Origin of the sequence: Streptomyces sp. Je 1-369 (assembly GCF_026810505.1) — a bacterium.
GTDB lineage: Bacteria > Actinomycetota > Actinomycetes > Streptomycetales > Streptomycetaceae > Streptomyces.
Window position 1 is genome coordinate 7,326,456 of record NZ_CP101750.1, and the last position, 16,688, is coordinate 7,343,143.

Annotated in this window: 15 protein-coding genes; 10 read left to right on the forward strand and 5 right to left on the reverse strand. The window is 72.1% G+C overall.

Annotated elements, in window-relative coordinates:
• Window positions 1-20: 20 nt before the first annotated feature.
• Complete coding sequence (locus tag NOO62_RS32810; RefSeq protein WP_268774421.1) at window positions 21-1,085, reverse strand: biotin/lipoate A/B protein ligase family protein; 1,065 nt, start codon at window positions 1,083-1,085, stop codon at window positions 21-23.
• Window positions 1,086-1,272: 187 nt separating this feature from the next.
• Here NOO62_RS32810 and NOO62_RS32815 point away from each other — a divergent pair, with 187 nt between their 5' ends.
• On the forward strand, window positions 1,273-2,649 hold the full coding sequence (locus NOO62_RS32815; RefSeq protein WP_268774422.1) for a cryptochrome/photolyase family protein: 1,377 nt from the start codon (window positions 1,273-1,275) through the stop codon (window positions 2,647-2,649).
• A gap of 31 nt (window positions 2,650-2,680) precedes the next feature.
• On the opposite strand, the gene NOO62_RS32820 is transcribed toward NOO62_RS32815, so the two are convergent.
• Together NOO62_RS32820 and NOO62_RS32825 are read right to left on the reverse strand one after the other, a co-directional pair.
• Window positions 2,681-3,412, reverse strand: coding sequence for an SDR family NAD(P)-dependent oxidoreductase (locus NOO62_RS32820; RefSeq protein ID WP_268774423.1), 732 nt, complete (start codon window positions 3,410-3,412; stop codon window positions 2,681-2,683).
• A 45-nt stretch (window positions 3,413-3,457) separates the two neighbouring features.
• Window positions 3,458-4,075: an RNA polymerase sigma factor gene (locus NOO62_RS32825; protein WP_268774424.1), complete on the reverse strand. Its 618-nt coding sequence runs from the start codon at window positions 4,073-4,075 to the stop codon at window positions 3,458-3,460.
• A gap of 99 nt (window positions 4,076-4,174) precedes the next feature.
• Here NOO62_RS32825 and NOO62_RS32830 point away from each other — a divergent pair, with 99 nt between their 5' ends.
• Window positions 4,175-5,131: a MerR family transcriptional regulator gene (locus NOO62_RS32830; protein WP_268774425.1), complete on the forward strand. Its 957-nt coding sequence runs from the start codon at window positions 4,175-4,177 to the stop codon at window positions 5,129-5,131.
• 38 nt (window positions 5,132-5,169) lie between these two features.
• Here the strand turns inward: NOO62_RS32830 and NOO62_RS32835 are convergent, their stop codons facing one another.
• Entirely contained in the window at window positions 5,170-5,856 is a 687-nt protein-coding gene (locus tag NOO62_RS32835; RefSeq protein WP_268774426.1) for a hypothetical protein, read from the reverse strand.
• A 163-nt stretch (window positions 5,857-6,019) separates the two neighbouring features.
• Between NOO62_RS32835 and NOO62_RS32840 the strand changes: the two genes are divergently transcribed.
• The 8 genes from NOO62_RS32840 (at window position 6,020) to NOO62_RS32875 (ending at window position 16,180) form a co-directional block, all read left to right on the forward strand.
• Window positions 6,020-7,873 carry a DUF4357 domain-containing protein gene (locus tag NOO62_RS32840; protein WP_268774427.1) on the forward strand — a complete coding sequence of 618 codons (1,854 nt, stop codon included), beginning with the start codon at window positions 6,020-6,022 and terminating at the stop codon, window positions 7,871-7,873.
• Window positions 7,870-9,066, forward strand: a complete 1,197-nt coding sequence (locus tag NOO62_RS32845; RefSeq protein ID WP_268774428.1) for an McrC family protein — start codon at window positions 7,870-7,872, stop codon at window positions 9,064-9,066. The genes NOO62_RS32840 and NOO62_RS32845 overlap by 4 nt, the downstream gene beginning before the upstream one ends.
• A gap of 122 nt (window positions 9,067-9,188) precedes the next feature.
• On the forward strand, window positions 9,189-11,027 hold the full coding sequence (locus NOO62_RS32850) for a gamma-glutamyltransferase family protein (protein ID WP_268774429.1): 1,839 nt from the start codon (window positions 9,189-9,191) through the stop codon (window positions 11,025-11,027).
• A 150-nt stretch (window positions 11,028-11,177) separates the two neighbouring features.
• Complete coding sequence (locus NOO62_RS32855; protein ID WP_268774430.1) at window positions 11,178-12,005, forward strand: inositol monophosphatase family protein; 828 nt, start codon at window positions 11,178-11,180, stop codon at window positions 12,003-12,005.
• A gap of 145 nt (window positions 12,006-12,150) precedes the next feature.
• Window positions 12,151-13,563 (forward strand): phytoene desaturase family protein, encoded by a 1,413-nt coding sequence (locus NOO62_RS32860; RefSeq protein ID WP_268775890.1) that lies wholly within the window; start codon window positions 12,151-12,153, stop codon window positions 13,561-13,563.
• The gene (locus NOO62_RS32865) at window positions 13,560-14,093 is read left to right on the forward strand and encodes an O-acetyl-ADP-ribose deacetylase (RefSeq protein WP_268774431.1); all 534 of its coding nucleotides are present in this window, start codon (window positions 13,560-13,562) and stop codon (window positions 14,091-14,093) included. Before NOO62_RS32860 ends, NOO62_RS32865 begins: the two co-directional genes overlap by 4 nt.
• Before the next feature lie 81 nt (window positions 14,094-14,174).
• The gene (locus NOO62_RS32870) at window positions 14,175-15,644 is read left to right on the forward strand and encodes an AlkA N-terminal domain-containing protein (RefSeq protein WP_268774432.1); all 1,470 of its coding nucleotides are present in this window, start codon (window positions 14,175-14,177) and stop codon (window positions 15,642-15,644) included.
• A 32-nt stretch (window positions 15,645-15,676) separates the two neighbouring features.
• Window positions 15,677-16,180, forward strand: coding sequence for a methylated-DNA--[protein]-cysteine S-methyltransferase (locus tag NOO62_RS32875; protein WP_268775891.1), 504 nt, complete (start codon window positions 15,677-15,679; stop codon window positions 16,178-16,180).
• Window position 16,181: 1 nt separating this feature from the next.
• On the opposite strand, the gene NOO62_RS32880 is transcribed toward NOO62_RS32875, so the two are convergent.
• Entirely contained in the window at window positions 16,182-16,682 is a 501-nt protein-coding gene (locus tag NOO62_RS32880; RefSeq protein ID WP_268774433.1) for an NUDIX domain-containing protein, read from the reverse strand.
• Window positions 16,683-16,688: the final 6 nt, after the last annotated feature.

A 16,688-nucleotide genomic window follows, 5' to 3' on the forward strand; every position in this document is an offset into this window, starting at 1 on the left:
CCACCTGGGCCCTGGAACCATCAGGGCACGCGGGCCGTCCACTCCGCCGTCGTGAACTTGGTCCGCACGAGCTCCCGGGCGCGCGCCATCTCCTCGTCGGTGACCTTCCCCTCGGCGAGGCCGTACCGGCCGCGGAACGAGTCGACCATGCGCTCGATGACCGCCTCACGGGGCAGCCCGGTCTGACGGCGCAAGGGGTCGACGCGCTTCTTGGCGCTCCGCGTGCCCTTGTCGGAGAGCTTCTCCTTGCCGATGCGCAGCACCTCCAGCATCTTGTCCGCGTCGATGTCGTACGACATCGTCACGTGGTGCAGCACCGCGCCCGGCCCGCCGCCCGGCGCCACCGTCCGCTTCTGCGCGGCGCCCGCGATCTTCCCCGCGTCCGTCGCGATGTCGTTGAGCGGCTGGTACCACGCCTTGATGCCCATGTCGGCGAGGGCGCCGAGCACCCAGTCGTCCAGGTACGCGTAACTGTCCTGGAACGAGAGGCCCTGCACGAGGGCGTCGGGGACGGAGAGCGAGTACGTGATGGTGTTGCCCGGCTCCACGAACATCGCGCCGCCGCCAGAGATCCGGCGTACGACGTCGATGCCGTGCCGGGCCGCGCCCTCCGCGTCGACCTCGTTGGCGAGCGACTGGAAACTGCCGATGATCACCGACGGCGACGCCCACTCCCACACGCGCAGCGTCGGCGGACGGCGGCCCGCCGCGACCTCCTGGGTCAGCACCTCGTCGAGGGCCATGTGCAGCGCGGGCGGCTGCGGAGCCTCGTGGATCAGCTGCCAGTCGTAGTCGGTCCAGTCCGTCGCGTGGGCGAGGGCACGGCGTACGGCGACGCCGATGCCGTCCGACGTCAGGCCGTACATGACGGTGCCTTCGGGGAGCGCGGCCTCGATGCGGGCGGCAAGGCCCGGGGCGCCCGTGTCGGCGGGGGCGCCGTTCAGCGCGCCGTTGATCGCGTCGAGCGCCTCGTCGGGCTCCAGGAAGAAGTCACCGGCCACGCGGGTGTTCCGCAGCTCGCCGCCCTCGACGTCCAGATCCACGACGACGAGCTTGCCACCGGGGACCTTGTACTCACCGTGCACCGTGCTGCCTCCATGCCACGTCCGCCGCATTCGTCATGTCGCGAATCATCCCCCAACGCTAGCCGAGAGAGGGAATGTCCCCCTTGTGTGCTCCGTGCGGGGGACCGTGCCCCGTACGGCGCATCCGTCGGCCGCCGACCGTCCGAAGAACAGGGGAAGCACCGCCCCGCCCCCTGGAGTCCGCGCCATGCACATCTCGGTCGTCCTGTTCACCTCCGACCTACGGGTGCACGACCATCCGCCGCTGCGCGCCGCCGTCTCCGGAGCGGACGCCGTGGTGCCGCTCTTCGTCCGTGACCGGGCCATCGCCGACGTGAGCGACGCGGGCCCGAACCGGCAGGCGTTCCTCGCCGACTGCCTGGCCGACCTCGACCGGCAGCTGCGGGACCGCGGGGGGCGGCTCGTGGTGCGCGCCGGGGACCTCGTCGGACAGGTGCGGCAGGTCGTCGAGGCCGCGGACGCCGACGAGGTCCACATGGCGGCCGGAGTGAGCCGGTACGCGCACGCCCGCGAACACCGGCTGCGCGAGGCGCTGGAACGGGACGGCCGCCGCCTCTACGTCCACGACGCCGTGGTCACCGCCCTCGCCCCCGGCGCCGTGACCCCCGCAGGATCCGACCACTTCGCCGTCTTCACCCCGTACTTCCGCCGCTGGACCGCGCAGGGCGTACGGGCCGTGCTCGCCGCTCCGCGCACCGTGCACGTCCCGGACTACATCCGCTCCCACCCGTACCCCACCCGCGAGGGCATGGACGGCCTCTCGCCGGGGCTCGCCGAAGGCGGCGAGAGCGCCGGGCGCGCCCTGTGGAAGGCGTGGCTGCGCAACGGCATCGACCAGTACACCGAGAACCACGACGACCTGGCGGGCGACGCCACGTCGAAGCTGTCGCCGCACCTGCACTTCGGCACGCTGTCCAGCGCCGAACTCGTCCACGGCGCCCGCAAGCGGTCGTCGTCCCGCGGCGCCGAGGATTTCGTCCGGCAGCTGTGCTGGCGCGACTTCCACCACCAGGTGCTCGCCGCCCGGCCGCACGCGGCCGCCGCCGACTACCGCACGCGCGGCGACCGCTGGCGCACCGGCGAGGCGGCGGACGCCGACGTCCGCGCCTGGCAGGACGGCGCCACGGGCTTCCCGGTCGTCGACGCCGCCATGCGCCAGCTCCGGCACGAGGGCTGGATGCACAACCGCGCCAGACTCCTCACCGCGAGCTTCCTCACCAAGACCCTGTACGTCGACTGGCGCGTCGGCGCCCGCCACTTCCAGCGGCTCCTCGTCGACGGCGACCTCGCCAACAACCAGCTCAACTGGCAGTGGGCGGCCGGAACCGGCACGGACAGCCGCCCCAACCGGGTGCTCAACCCCGTGCTGCAGGCGAAGCGTTACGACCCCGACGGCACGTACGTACGCCGCTGGGTGCCCGAACTGGCCGACTTGCGCGGCGCGGCGGTCCACGAACCGTGGAAGCTGGCGAAGGAGACACGGGCGGAGTACGACTACCCCGAGCCGATCGTCGAACTGTCCGACGGACTCGCCCGGTTCAAGCAGGCCCGCGGCCTCGAGTGACCCTTGAACCGGCGCGAAGCCAGGCGGAGGCTCACGCCGAGGCGATGCTGTCCATCAAGAAATGCACCGCCTTCAGCGCGTCGGCCCCCGGCGGCAGGGTGGGCGCCTGCCCGGCCAGGGGCCGTTCGGTGAACCCGGTGTCCAGATGCGGCGAGCGGATGTCGAGGACCGAGACGGACCGCGGCGCGAGCTCCTCGGAGAGCACGCCGAGCCAGCCGCTCAACGCCTCCTTGGACGCGGTGTAGTCGGCGGTGCCCGCGATGTGATCGGTCTGCGCGGGCGCGTACGGGGGGCCGGGGTGTTCCACGGGGACCGGTACGTCGACGGTGGCGTCCGTACGGGCACGCTCGGGCACCCCGCCCGTCATCGCCAGCAGGAACCCCTTGTCCGCCACGACCGGTGCCGCGCCCCGCAGCACCGCCATGGGACAGAGCGCGTTGACCGTCAGGAGATGGCCCGCCACCGCGTTCGACACGTCCTCCACCGCACCGAAGGCCGCCGCCCCGACCGTCACGAGCACCCCGTCGAGGCCCGAAAGCGCGCGCTCCGCCCACGGCCCGAGCGCGGAGCACTGGTCCAGGTCGCACGCCTCGAAGCACCGGGCGGGCGGACCCCCGAGATCGCGTGCGAGAGCGGCAAGCCGCACCGGGTTGCGGCCCGCCAGCGCCGGCTGCGCGCCGCGCTCCGCCAGTGCGCACGCGATGAGACCGCCCAGTACGCCGGTGGCCCCGACCACGAGGACGCGGGCACCCGAGATTTCCATTCGTCTTCCTCCAAGGGGCGAGAGGTTGAGGGGATGCCCGGTACTTCACGCCGACCGCGCGGATCGGATGCGCTCTCCGCAGACCTGCTCCGGGACGTCGGCTCCCGGCGGATCCGCCGACGCCAGCCCCTCCCGCAGCGCCCGCAACCCGCGCCGCGTATGGCTCTTGACCGTGCCGAGCGGCAGACCGGTCCGCTCCGAGATCTGGGACTGCGACAGATCTCCGTAGAACGCCAGTCGCAGCACCAACTGCTGAGGTGAGGGCAGGAGCGCCAGCTCCCGCTGGACGAGGACCCGGTCGAGCACCTGCTCGGGGCCGGATCCGCCGAGGGGAGGCGTCTCCTGCCGGGCACCCACGGCGGCCACCAGCACGGCACGTCGCGCCCTCGCGGCAAGGGCGTCGGCGACCTTGTGCCGGGTGATGCCGACCAGCCACCCGGCCAGGCCACCCGCGCCCGGCCGGTACCCGTGCCGACCGCGCCAGGCGGCGAGGAACACCTGCTGCGTCACGTCCTCCGCGTCCGGACCGTCACCCAGCCCGCGTCTGGCGAGCTGGTGGACGAGCCGCCCCCAGCGGCGGTAGGCCGCGGCGAGCTGATCGTCGCCGAGCAGATTCACGGGAACCGGCGAGTCATCGGGGTTCGGGATGTCAACCGCCACCATGGCACGTACTCCTCGTACAGGGACCGGAGTTGACCCCAGATTGGTGACAGTCTGTGAGAGGCGACAACTTGCAGCGATTGTGCGTCGTATCGTCGCGGGATGACAGCTGCACCGACGCCGGGTACCGCGCTGACCACAGGAACCGTCGCCCGGAGACTGGGCGTCGCTCCGACGACGCTCCGCTCCTGGGAACGGCGCTACGGCATCGGCCCCGCCGACCGCCAACAGGGCCGCCACCGCCGCTGGAGCCCCGCCGACGTGGGGCGCGTGGAGGAGATGTGCCGCCTGACCGCGCTGGGCGTACCACCCGCCGAGGCGGCGCGTTCGGCGCTCCAGGAGGTGGCGGCAACGGTTCCGCGCGCACGGCGAGGCAGCGACTCCGGCGCCCTCTCGCTGGGCAACGTCCGCCAGGAGTGCCGAGGCCTCGCCCGAGCGGCGGTGCGGCTCGACGCACCCGCCGTCGAAACCCAACTGGCCACCACTGTCGGGGAGTACGGCTACACCACGGGGTGGGAGGAGGTCATGGCACCGGCCCTGCACGCGATCGGACGCAAGTGGGCGTCGTCCGGCGAGCGGTACGTGGAGGTCGAGCACCTCCTCTCCTGGCACGTCTCCTCCGCCCTGCGCTGCGCCCCCGGCGCGGCACAGGGCACCCCGGTGGCGCCGACACCCACGGGCCCGGTACTGCTCACGTGCGTACCGGGGGAGCAGCACACCCTCCCGCTGGAGGCACTCGTCGCCGTCCTCGGCGAACGGCGCGTCTCCACCCGGATGTTCGGCGCCGCGCTGCCCGCCGAGGCGCTGTACGAGGCGGTCCGCCGCATCGGCCCCGCGGCGGTGGTCCTCTGGGCCCACTCCCGCAACACCGCGGACCGAGCACTGGTACGCCTCATCACGGAGGCGGAATGGGGCATGCGGGGCGCCCGCACACACCCCGCCGTACTGGTCGCGGGGCCCGGATGGTCGCCGGGGGCGGGGACGTACGGCCCGGGGGTGGAACGGCTGACGGGCCTGCGCACGGCGGCGAACCGGATCGAGTCGCTCTTCGCGGCGTGATGGGACGACAGGTGGGGCGGCGGAAGTCGGCCCGCCGGTCAGCTCAGGTCTCGCCGACGCTCTTCCAGGCACCGCTGCCACAGTTCGTAGGAACGCCGTGCCTCCCGAAGAGACTCATCGGCGAGGTGCTTGTCCGCGAAGCCGACCGCGGAGACCCGTTCCACGACGGCCACCAGGTGGGAGGCCACGCGCACGAGCCGGTCCGCGTGTACGCGTTTCAGTTGGGGCCGCAGCTGTTCTCCCCGTCCGGCCACAGCGAGCAGATCGGAGTAGTCGTCGGACTCGGCGTAGACGGACAGGAGCGCGGGGAGGTCGCCAGGGGCGAGACGGACCACTGTGGCCGGCGCGGACGCGCCCCGGTCTTCCCTGCCGAGGAGGCGGTTCAGCAGCCGACGGGTTTCATCAGTGCTCCGCACCCGGGCAGCAACGGTGTCCAGCTCGCGCAACTCGACGGCGATGTCCGCCGCGGACTCGGCCGAGAGATGTGCACGCAGGCGGTCGACGATGGTGCCGCCGGCCTCCGAGGCCTCGTCGATCACGTCGTCGCACACGTCGAGCTCGGCGAACGCACGTTCGGCCGTCCGTACCGAAGCACGGACCATGTCGGCCGGGTCGCAGTCGAAGCCCCCCACCGCATGCATGAGCTCGGAGACAGACATGCCGAGCGCCGCGGGCAGTGCCTCGGCCTGAGGCTTCTCCGTTGCCGCCGCCGTACCGCTTCTCACTGTTCCCCCTCGTACCGTTCTTCCGGAACAGATCATGGACGGAGCACGCTTCACAGGGCAATCGGGACCTTGGTGGCTGGCTGGAAACACCCCTACGAGCGTGACCCGGCACGCACCGTCCGGAAAGATCCCCAATTCCCAAATGCGCACACTGAGGAGACGGATGACCGAGGAGTACCCGGAGTTCCTGCTGCGTCTGCCGCACGGCGGCCCTTCGGCACGCGGGCGGCTCCTCACCGAGAAGGGGACCAACGGCAGCCAGAAGATGGTGGTCCTGGCCGGTTCACCGGCTCGCCCCGAGGTCGTCCCTTCTTTCCCGCTGCGGATGCCGTCCTCCCACCGGCTGCGGGAGCAGCTGCGGGAAGAGGGCGTCATCAAGGAGACGACGACCTGGCCGGGTCGGCTCGAGGTGGTCAGTGACGTCGAGTGCAATTCACCGTCCGCCGCGGCGGAGATCCTCCTCGGCCGCAGTGCCAACGGCTGGCTGGCGTGGAAGACGGCCGACGGTCGGCCGCTCGCCGACTTCCTGGAACAGGCGTCGGCCGGGCCCAGCCGCGCCTGGCTGGTCCGCGACCCCGATGCCACCGGTCTCGCTCCGGTCGATGAGGAGTGGCTGACCGCGGGCCGTGTGACCCTCGCCGCGGACCGGCTGAGGCCAGGCGTGACCCCGGGCATCAGCAAGGAGAACCTGCGCGCCATCGTGGACGAGGACTACGAATCGGCGGTCGCCTACAGTCAGAGGGACCGGCTCGTCGACGAGTTCCACGCGTTCCTCTCGCGGATGAGGCCCGGAGACACCGTCTGCGTGTTCCCCGGTGGCAAGCTGCACGTGGGTGAGATCACCGGGAACGCCGAGCAGGCCACTTCGGAGGACGGGCGGAGTGTTCTGCGGCGCCCGGTGGAATGGAGCGAGGGCTACCCCTACGACAAACTCCCCGAGGAACTCCAGCAGAAGCTGAACGCTGGACACGATCTGGTGGATCTGACGGCGATCAAGGGCATCCTCGACGGACTGTGGGTCTCGGACGACGAACTGGAGAAGGCGGCCGCGGAGTCCGCCGACACCTCCGGCGTCGCCAAACAGGCCATCGCCGCCCGCCGCGAACTGGATTTCCCTCAGCCCGACGAGGCACTGCGCAAGAAGCTCAACGTCGACAGACTCGAGTGGCTGGGCGAGATACGGGACCTGCTGTGGGACGAACGGCAGCTGATCTTCTATGGACCTCCCGGAACCGGCAAGACCTATCTCGCGCAGGAACTCGCCGAGTTCCTCGGCGGGGGCCCGGAGCAGGTCAAGTTGGTACAGTTCCACCCGAGTTACGCCTATGAGGACTTCTTCGAAGGGTTCCGGCCCCGTGAAGACCCGGACACCCGCGAGGTCGCTTTCCGGCTGACCCCGGGTCCGCTGCGTGAACTGGCCGACCTCGCCCGTCTTGAGGGCAATCGGCACCTCCCGCACTTCCTCATCATCGACGAGATCAACCGCGCCAACCTGGCCAAGGTATTCGGTGAGTTGTATTTTCTGCTGGAATACCGCAACAAGTCGGTCCGACTCACCTACTCGGGCGAAGACTTCGCGCTGCCCCGGAACCTGTTCGTCATCGGCACCATGAACACCGCCGACCGCTCCATCGCGCTGGTGGACGCAGCGATGCGATGTCGTTTCGCCTTCGTGGAGCTCTCCCCGAGAACCGAGCCCACACAAGGACTTCTGCGCCGCTGGCTGGAGAGCGAGGGAAAGGACACCGAGCCGGCCGACCTGCTCGACGCCCTCAACGGCCGTATCGACGATCCCGACTTCAAGGTCGGGCCGTCCTATCTGATGAAACCCGGTGTCTACCGCGAGGGCGGACTGGAACGCACCTGGCGGACGAAGATCCTGCCCTTGCTGGAAGAGCACCACTACGGGGAAGGAGTGAACACCGAGAAGCGTTATGGGCTGGCGGCCCTTCGAGCCTCCGTGGCCGCACGAAGCGCCTCGGTGGCGGATGAGGCCGGAGGCCCTGGCGCGCTGTGACTGAAGTTCACCTCGTCGAACACGCCCCGGCGAAGCTCGTGTCTCTCCCGGGAGCGGCGGGGCGGGCCCTGGCCGCGTCGAGGATCGTGGACGCCGTTCCCGATCCGTACGAGCCGGGCCTGTGGCGGCTGCGTGCGGGGAGCAAGGTCGGGGCCGTGGCGCTCGACGTCCCGGGAGGCGGGACCGTGCGGCTGCGGATCACGCCGAAGGTGTCCGTCGGGCGTCTGTTCTTCCTCCTCGGCTACAGCCTCGACCCACGCGGCTGGCGGGACGGAACAGTTGACCTCGCCGGTCATGACGGACTGCTGCCGGCATTCGCCCACGCGGTCGAGCGGCAGACAGACCGGGCACTACGGCAGGGGCTTCTGCAGGGTTACCGCTCCACCGAGGCCACGGCGTTCGTTGTACGAGGCAGGATCCGCGAGGCCGAGCAGATCCGGCGGCGATACGGCGCCCCGCTGCCGGCGGAGATCGCGTACGACGAGTTCACCACGGACATCGCCGAGAACCGCATCCTGAGGGCCGCGGTCGAACGACTGCTGCGCCTGCCCGGCGTGCCGCGAACCGTACGCCTGCGCCTGATGCACCAGCGGGCACGGCTCGCCGACGTCACTCCGCCGGTGAGGGGGCAGGCGATGCCGGGGTGGCGGCCGAATCGCCTCAACGCCCGCTACCACAACGCCCTGCGGTTGGCAGGCATCGTGTTGGACGGGGCTTCGGCCGAGCATCAAGCCGGCGGGCTGCGAATGAACGGCTTCCTCTTCGACATGAACAAGCTCTTCGAGGACTTCGTCTGCGTCGCGCTCCGCGAGTCCCTGACCGCCCATGGCGGATACACCAGCATGCAGGCCGACAACATCTACCTGGACGAAGACGACGCCATCCGGATGCGACCGGACCTCGTCTGGTACGGAGATTCCGGCGCTCCCATGGCGGTGGCCGACGCGAAATACAAGGCGGGCAAACCGAAGGGTTATCCCGATGCCGACCTCTATCAGATGCTGGCGTACTGCACCGCCTTGGGGCTGAAGGAAGGGCACCTCGTGTACGCAAAAGGCTATGCGCCGCATGCCGGCCACGTGGTCCGTCACTCCGGAATCGCCTTGCACCAGCACGCTCTCGACCTCGGTCAGGATCCGCGGGATCTTCTCTTGGCAGTCAGCGCATTGGCGGAGCGTCTGGTGGGCGCGTAACGGCACGAAGAGCCACGGGGCGATGCCTGTTGCGGCCGGAGGCAGCGTAAACTCCTCGGATTCTCCGCCGGGCCCGGCCAGCGGTCAGGGCCAATCCCTGCAAACAGCGAGGTGATAGGCCCTTGTTCACGACCCGACCGACCCTCCAGGGCACCTTCGGCATGGTGTCGTCCACTCACTGGCTCGCCTCGCAGTCCGCGATGGCCGTCCTGGAGGACGGTGGCAACGCGTTCGATGCCGCCGTCGCCGCCGGGTTCGTCCTGCACGTGGTCGAGCCGCATCTGAACGGGCCCGCCGGTGAGGTCCCGGTCATCCTCGCGCCCGCCGGGGGAGAGGTGCGTGTCCTCTGCGGGCAGGGCGTCGCGCCCGCCGGTGCGACCGTGGAGCACTACCGCTCGCTCGGCCTCGACCTCGTACCCGGCACCGGGCCGCTCGCCGCGGCGGTGCCTGGTGCCTTCGACGCGTGGATGCTGCTCCTGCGGGACCACGGGACGAAGTCCCTCGCGGACGTCCTGAAGTACGCCATCGGATACGCGGAGGACGGGCACGCCCCCGTGGAGCGGGTCTGCGAGACCGTGGAGACGGTGCGGGAACTCTTCGAGCGGGAGTGGCCCACGTCGGCCGAGGTGTATCTTCCCGGCGGTCGGCCGCCGCGGCCCGGGGAGCTCTTCCGGAACCCCGCGCTCGCCGCGACGTGGCGGCGGCTGATAGCGGAGGCCTGTGGGGACGGCGGTGAGGGCGGGGGCGCGTCGCGCGTGGCGGAGATCGAGGCCGCGCGTGCCGTGTGGCGTGAGGGGTTCGTCGCCGAGGCCCTCGTGCGGCAGGCGGGGCGTCCGACCATGGACACGAGCGGTGAGCGGCACGTGGGCACTCTCGCCGCGGCGGATCTGCGCGGGTGGGAGGCGTCGTACGAGGCTCCCGCCACGTATGACTGGGATGGTTGGACCCTGTGCAAGGCGGGCCTGTGGAGCCAGGGTCCCGCGTTCCTGCAGCAGTTCGCGCTGCTGCCGGGGCTGGTTGGGGAACTTCCGGAGTACGGCTCCGCGGAGTACGTCCATCTGCTGGTCGAGGGCTGCAAGCTGGCCATGGCGGACCGGGAGGCCTGGTACGGGGACGCGGCGGCGGACGGCGTGGCCGTGCGTGAGTTGCTGTCCGGCGCGTACAACGCGGACCGGCGGCGGCTCGTCGGGGAGAAGGCCTCGCGCGACCTGCGGCCCGGAGCGCCCGGCGGGCGTGCGCCGCGGCTCTCCGCGCACGCGCTCGCCGTGGCGGCGGGGGACACGCCGGGAGCGGATACGTGGGGCGGTACGGCGATGGCGGGGGCCGGGGAGCCGACCGTGGCCGGGGACGGAGGAACCCGCGGCGACACCTGTCACATCGACATCGTCGACCGCTGGGGGAACATGCTGTCCGCCACGCCCAGCGGCGGCTGGCTGCAGTCCAACCCCGTCGTGCCCGAACTGGGCTTCCCGCTGGGCACGCGGCTCCAGATGACGTGGCTGGAGGAGGGCCTCCCGAACTCCCTCACCCCCGGCAGGCGCCCGCGCACGACGCTGTCCCCGTCACTGGCGCTCAAGGACGGGGTGCCCGTGCTGGCCTTCGGCACCCCCGGGGGAGACCAGCAGGACCAGTGGCAGGTCCACTTCTTCCTGGGGGTGGTCATGCGGGACGCGGTACGCGGCGGACTCGACCTCCAGGGCGCGATCGACGCCCCCAACTGGCACACGGAGGCGTTCCCCGGCTCCTTCCACCCCCGTGAAATGCGGGCGGGCAGCCTCACGGTCGAGTCCCGCACGCCCCCTGAGGTGGTCGAGGAGCTGCGCCGGAGGGGGCACGTGGTGACGGTCGGGGGCGCGTGGTCGGAAGGCCGGTTGTGCGCGGTGGCGCGCGAGCCGGGGAGCGGGGTGCTTTCGGCGGGGGCCAATGCGCGGGGGATGCAGGGGTATGCGGTGGGGCGGTGAGGGGTCGACCGAGGCGGCTACCTGTAGAGCGGCTCGTCGGGTGGCTCGTCGGGTGACTCTGAGAGCGGCACCCCAGGGGTTTCCCGGGAGTTAACCCTACGTTTGGCTCGGGCGTACGGGATGTCAGTGGAGCGTGCTCTCATGGGAGACATGATCGAAGAGTTTTTGACGCACGGTGTACGCGACGTGGAGGAAGCCCTCCGGAAGGCCGCCGCGGCGGAGGTCACCCCCCGCTTCCGGCAGCTCGCCGAGGCTGACGTCGTGGAGAAGAGCGGCCCGCACGACATGGTCACCGTCGCCGACCGCCGCGCGGAGGAGCAGCTGACCGTCGACCTGGCCGCCCTGCTCCCCGGCTCGGTCGTCGTCGGCGAGGAAGCGGTGCACGCCGACCCGTCGAGGTACGAGGCGATACACGGAGACGCGCCCGTCTGGATCGTCGACCCCGTGGACGGAACGCGGCAGTTCGTGAACGGGAACCCCGGGTTCTGCATGCTGGTCGCCCTCGCGGTGCGCGGCGAGGTCCAGGCCTCGTGGACGTACGCGCCGATGCTGGACGAGATGGCCGTCGCGGTCCGCGGCCGAGGAGCGTGGCTGAACGGGGAGCGACTGGTGGCCGGTGCGCCCGAACCCGGCGCGGACGTGGACGTGGCGACCTCGCACCCGGACTTCACCACGGAGGAACAGAAGCAGGCCCTGCTGGGTCTCGTGACCGACGGCGTGCGGCCGCGGCCCTGCGGATCCGCGGGCCTGGAGTACCTCGCCATCGCCCGGGGCGAGCTGGACGCCATCGCCTTCTCGTGGGAGCTCGCCTGGGACCACGCCGCGGGGCTGCTGCTCGTGGCGGAGGCCGGAGGCGCCGACCTGACGCTCACGGGGGAGCCGTTCCGGATAGGCGGGGGCAACGCGCTGCCCTTCACCGCGGCCCGCGACGCCGCCACGGCCCGCCGGATCGCGGGGCTCCTCGCGGCCGGCGTCTGAGGCCACCCGATCGCCGGGCTCCTCGCGGCCCGCGCCCGAGAGCGGCTCGCCCGCGCCCGAGAGGGGCTCGAGGGAGGGCGCAGGTGGTCCGTCCTATCCTGGGCGGCAGAGGCCGTCGGCTGACAAAGGAGTCCGGGTGCCGTCGATGCTTGACGCCGTCGTCGTGGGGGCGGGACCGAACGGGCTGACCGCAGCCGTGGAGCTGGCCCGCCGAGGTTTCTCCGTGGCCGTCTTCGAGGCCAAGGGCACTGTCGGGGGCGGGGCGCGCACCCAGGAGCTGACGCTCCCCGGATTCCGGCACGACCCCTGCTCCGCCGCCCATCCGCTGGGCATCAACTCCCCGGCGTTCCGCGGCATGCCCCTGGACCGGTACGGACTGGAGTGGCTCCAGCCCCCGCTGCCCATGGCCCACCCCTTCCCGGACGGCACCGCCGCCGTCCTGTCCCGCTCCGTCGCCGAGACCGCCGCCTCCTTCGGGCCACGCGACGCGGGGGCGTACCGAAGGCTGATCGAACCCTTCCTGCCCCACTGGGACACGCTCCTCCAGGACTTCATGTCGCTGCCGATGAGCTCGCTGCCGCGCGACCCCGTGACCCTCGCCCGCTTCGGACTCGCCGGGCTGCCGCCGTCGACGTGGCTGATGCGGCGCTTCCGCGACGACCGGGCGCGCGCGTTGTTCGCGGGGCTCGTCGCGCACGTCATCGCCCCGCTCGACGGCATCGTCACGGGCGGCGTCGGCATGGTCTTCGCGCTGGCAGCGCACGCCAGGGGCTGGCCCCTGGCCCGGGGCGGCTCGCAGTCGATCTCCGACGCACTCGCCGCGTACCTGAAGGACCTCGGCGGCTCCGTCCACACGGACTACGAAGTGAAGCGGCTCGACGACCTGCCGCCCGCGCGTGCCTACGTCTTCGACACCTCGCCGACCGCCCTCGCCAGGATCGCGGGACTCGGCCGCGCGTACGAGGGGTACCGGTACGGCGCCAGCGCCTTCAAGATCGACTACGCGCTCGACGGACCCGTCCCCTGGACCGCCGAGGAGCCGCGGAGCGCGGGGACGGTGCAGGTCGGCTCCAGCAGCAAGGAGATCGGCGCCGCGCTGCGTGCCGCGTCGCGCGAGGGACGGGCGCCGGACGTGCCGTTCCTGATCACCGTGCAGCCCAGCGTCGTCGACCCCTCCCGCGCCCCGGCGGGCAAACACGTCTTCTGGGCGTACGGGCACGTGCCCAACGGCTGGCGGGGCGACCTCACCGACGCGATCGAGCGGCAGCTGGAGCGCTTCGCCCCCGGCTTCCGCGACCGCGTCCTCGCCCGTGCCACGGCGGGCCCGCCCGAGCTCGCCGCGCACAACGCGAACTACGTGGGCGGTGACATCGCCTGCGGCGCCGCGAGCGGACTGCAGCTGATGCTGCGGCCCAAACTCTCCCTGTTTCCGTACGCCACCCCGCACCCCGCCGTCTTCATCTGCTCGTCCGCGACGCCTCCCGGGCCCGGGGTGCACGGCATGTCCGGACACAACGCGGCGAAGGCCGTGTGGCGCAGACTCAGGAGCACCCCATGACCGTGCCCGTACCCGTGCCGATCACCCTGGTCCAGGGCGACATCACCGCGCAGCACGCCGACGCCGTCGTCAACGCCGCGAACTCCTCGCTCCTCGGCGGCGGCGGGGTCGACGGCGCGATCCACCGGCGCGGCGGGCCCGACATCCTCGCCGACTGCCGCCGCCTGCGCGCCTCCCACTACGGCAAGGGGCTGCCCACCGGCCGTGCCGTCGCGACCACCGCGGGGTGGCTCGACGCGCGGCATGTGATCCACACCGTCGGCCCGGTCTGGTCCGCCGCGGAGGACCGCTCCGAGCTCCTCGCCTCCTGCCACCGCGAGGCGCTGCGGGTCGCCGCCGAGCTCGGCGCGCGCACGGTGGCGTTCCCCGCGATCTCCACCGGCGTCTACCGCTGGCCCCTGGAGGACGCGGCGCGCATCGCCGTCGCGACGGTACGGGAGGCGGCGGACCCCGAGCGCTTCGACGAGGTGCGGTTCGTGCTGTTCGGGCAGGAGGCGTACGACGCGTTCGCGGCAGCCGTGGACCGTTGAGCCTTCAGCGCGCCTGGCAGGGCGACGTCGATGTCGGATTTCCGCCAGCCGTGGCGGGGCGGGATCCGCGAAGCTGGGGGCATGCACACCGAAACAGAGCGCTGTGTACGCGCCGTTCAGTCGAAGGACGCCCGCTTCGACGGCTGGTTCTTCACGGCCGTCGTGACCACGCGGATCTACTGCCGTCCCAGCTGCCCGGTCGTGCCGCCCAAGCCCGAGAACATGACGTTCTACCCGAGCGCCGCGGCCTGCCAGCAGGCGGGCTTCCGCGCCTGCAAGCGGTGCCGGCCGGACAGCAGCCCCGGCTCTCCCGAGTGGAACCAGCGGGCCGACCTCGTCGCCCGCGCGATGCGCCTGATCGGTGACGGCGTCGTCGACCGCGACGGCGTCCCCGGCCTCGCGACCCGCCTCGGCTACAGCACCCGGCAGGTCGAACGACACCTGCGCGCCGAACTCGGCGCGGGCCCACTCGCCCTCGCCCGGGCCCAGCGCGCCCAGACCGCACGCCTCCTCATCGAGACGACCACGCTGCCCATGGCGGACCTCGCCTTCGCCGCGGGCTTCGCCTCGATCCGCACGTTCAACGACACAGTCCGCGAGGTCTTCGCCCTGCCCCCGGGCGAACTCCGCGCCCGCGCGCCGAAACGCACCGGCGTCGCCGCGGGCGGCGCCCTCACCCTGCGGCTGCCGTTTCGTGCGCCGCTCAACCCCGACAACCTCTTCGGGCACCTCATCGCCACCGCCGTGCCCGGCGTCGAGGAGTGGCGTGATGGGGCGTACCGGCGGACGCTCGACCTTCCCTACGGGCACGGCATCGTCGCGCTCACCCCGCAGCCCGACCACATCGCCTGCCGGCTCACCCTCACCGACCTGCGTGATCTCACCATCGCGAGCAGCCGGTGCCGCCGCATGCTCGACCTGGACGCCGACCCGGCCGCCGTCGACGGTCAGTTGCGGGACGATCCGCTCCTCGCGCCGCTCGTCGACAAGGCGCCGGGCCGACGCGTGCCACGCACCGTCGACGAGGCCGAATTCGCCGTACGGGCCGTCCTCGGCCAGCAGGTCTCCACCGCCGCCGCCCGCACCCACGCCGCCCGCCTCGTCACCGCGCACGGGCGGCCCGTCGAGGACCCCGAGGGCGGGCTCACCCACCTCTTCCCCACCCCGGACGAGCTCGCCGCGCTCGACCCCGAGACCCTCGCCCTGCCCCGCAGCCGCCGCGCCACCCTCACGACGCTGGTCCGGCACCTCGCCGACGGCAGCCTCCGCCTCGGTCCGGAGAGCGACTGGGACGAGGCCCGTGCCCGGCTCGCCGCGCTCCCCGGGTTCGGCCCCTGGACGGTCGACGTCATCGCGATGCGCGCGCTCGGCGACCCGGACGCGTTCCTCCCCTCCGACCTCGGCATCCGGCGTGCCGCACAGGGGTTGGGACTGCCGCACACCCCCGCCGCGCTCACCGCGCGCGCCGCGGCCTGGCGGCCCTGGCGGGCGTACGCGGTCCAGTACCTGTGGGCCACCGACGACCACCCCATCAACGTCATCCCCGCATGACGGCCACCCGCGCCTCGCCCAAGGACGTACACATGGAACGCCTGCACACCCTCATCGACAGCCCCTACGGGCCCCTCACCCTTGTCGCCACCGATGGCGTCCTCAGCGGTCTCTACATGACCGAGCAGCGGCACCGACCGCCCGAGGAGACCTTCGGCGACCGCGACCCGGCACCGTTCGGCACGGCGATCGTGCAGCTGGAGGCCTACTTCGCCGGGGAGCTGACGGAGTTCGACGTACCGTTGCGCCTCGACGGCACCCCGTTCCAGCGCACGGTATGGGAGGAACTCCGGCGCATCCCCTACGGTGAGACCCGCACGTACGGCGAACTCGCCGAAGCCCTCGGCAAGCCGAACGCCTCCCGCGCCGTCGGCCTCGCCAACGGCAAAAACCCAATCGGCGTCATCGTGCCCTGCCACCGCGTCATCGGCGCCAACGGCAGTCTCACCGGGTACGGCGGCGGGCTCGACCGCAAGCAGCGGCTCCTGGCCTTCGAGGGTGGGGCGGCCCGGGCCGCCGAGGACGCGCTGTTCTGAGTCAGCCGACCCGGTGCCCGTCCTCCAGCTCCGCGGGACCGTTGCCGTGCGCCAGTACGTCGAGCGCGGCCGACACCCGGCGCCCCAGCTCGCCCGGCAGATACTCCGCGAGGTCCCGCGGAGCCACCAGCCGCCACGACAGGAGCTCCTCCTCCTGGAGCGTGATCGACGCCAGCTGGTCGGCGCCGAGGACCCCACCGTCGTACAGGTACGCCACCAGCGGCGGGCGTGGCCGCAGGGAGTCCGGCGGCACCCAGTCCACCGCGAGCAGCGGCCCGGGCTCGACGTCGAGCCCGATCTCCTCGACGGTCTCCCTGCGCGCCCCCTGCCGCGGCGTCTCGCCCGCGTCCGACTCCACGGTCCCGCCCGGCAGCGCCCACCCCTCGCGGTAGTTGGGCTCGACGAGGAGGACCCGGCCCTCGGCGTCGCGGAAGAGCGCTGCGGCCCCGACGAGGACGCGGGGGAGTCCCGCGATGTACGTGGTGTAGTCCTGGATGGTCACGGGGGA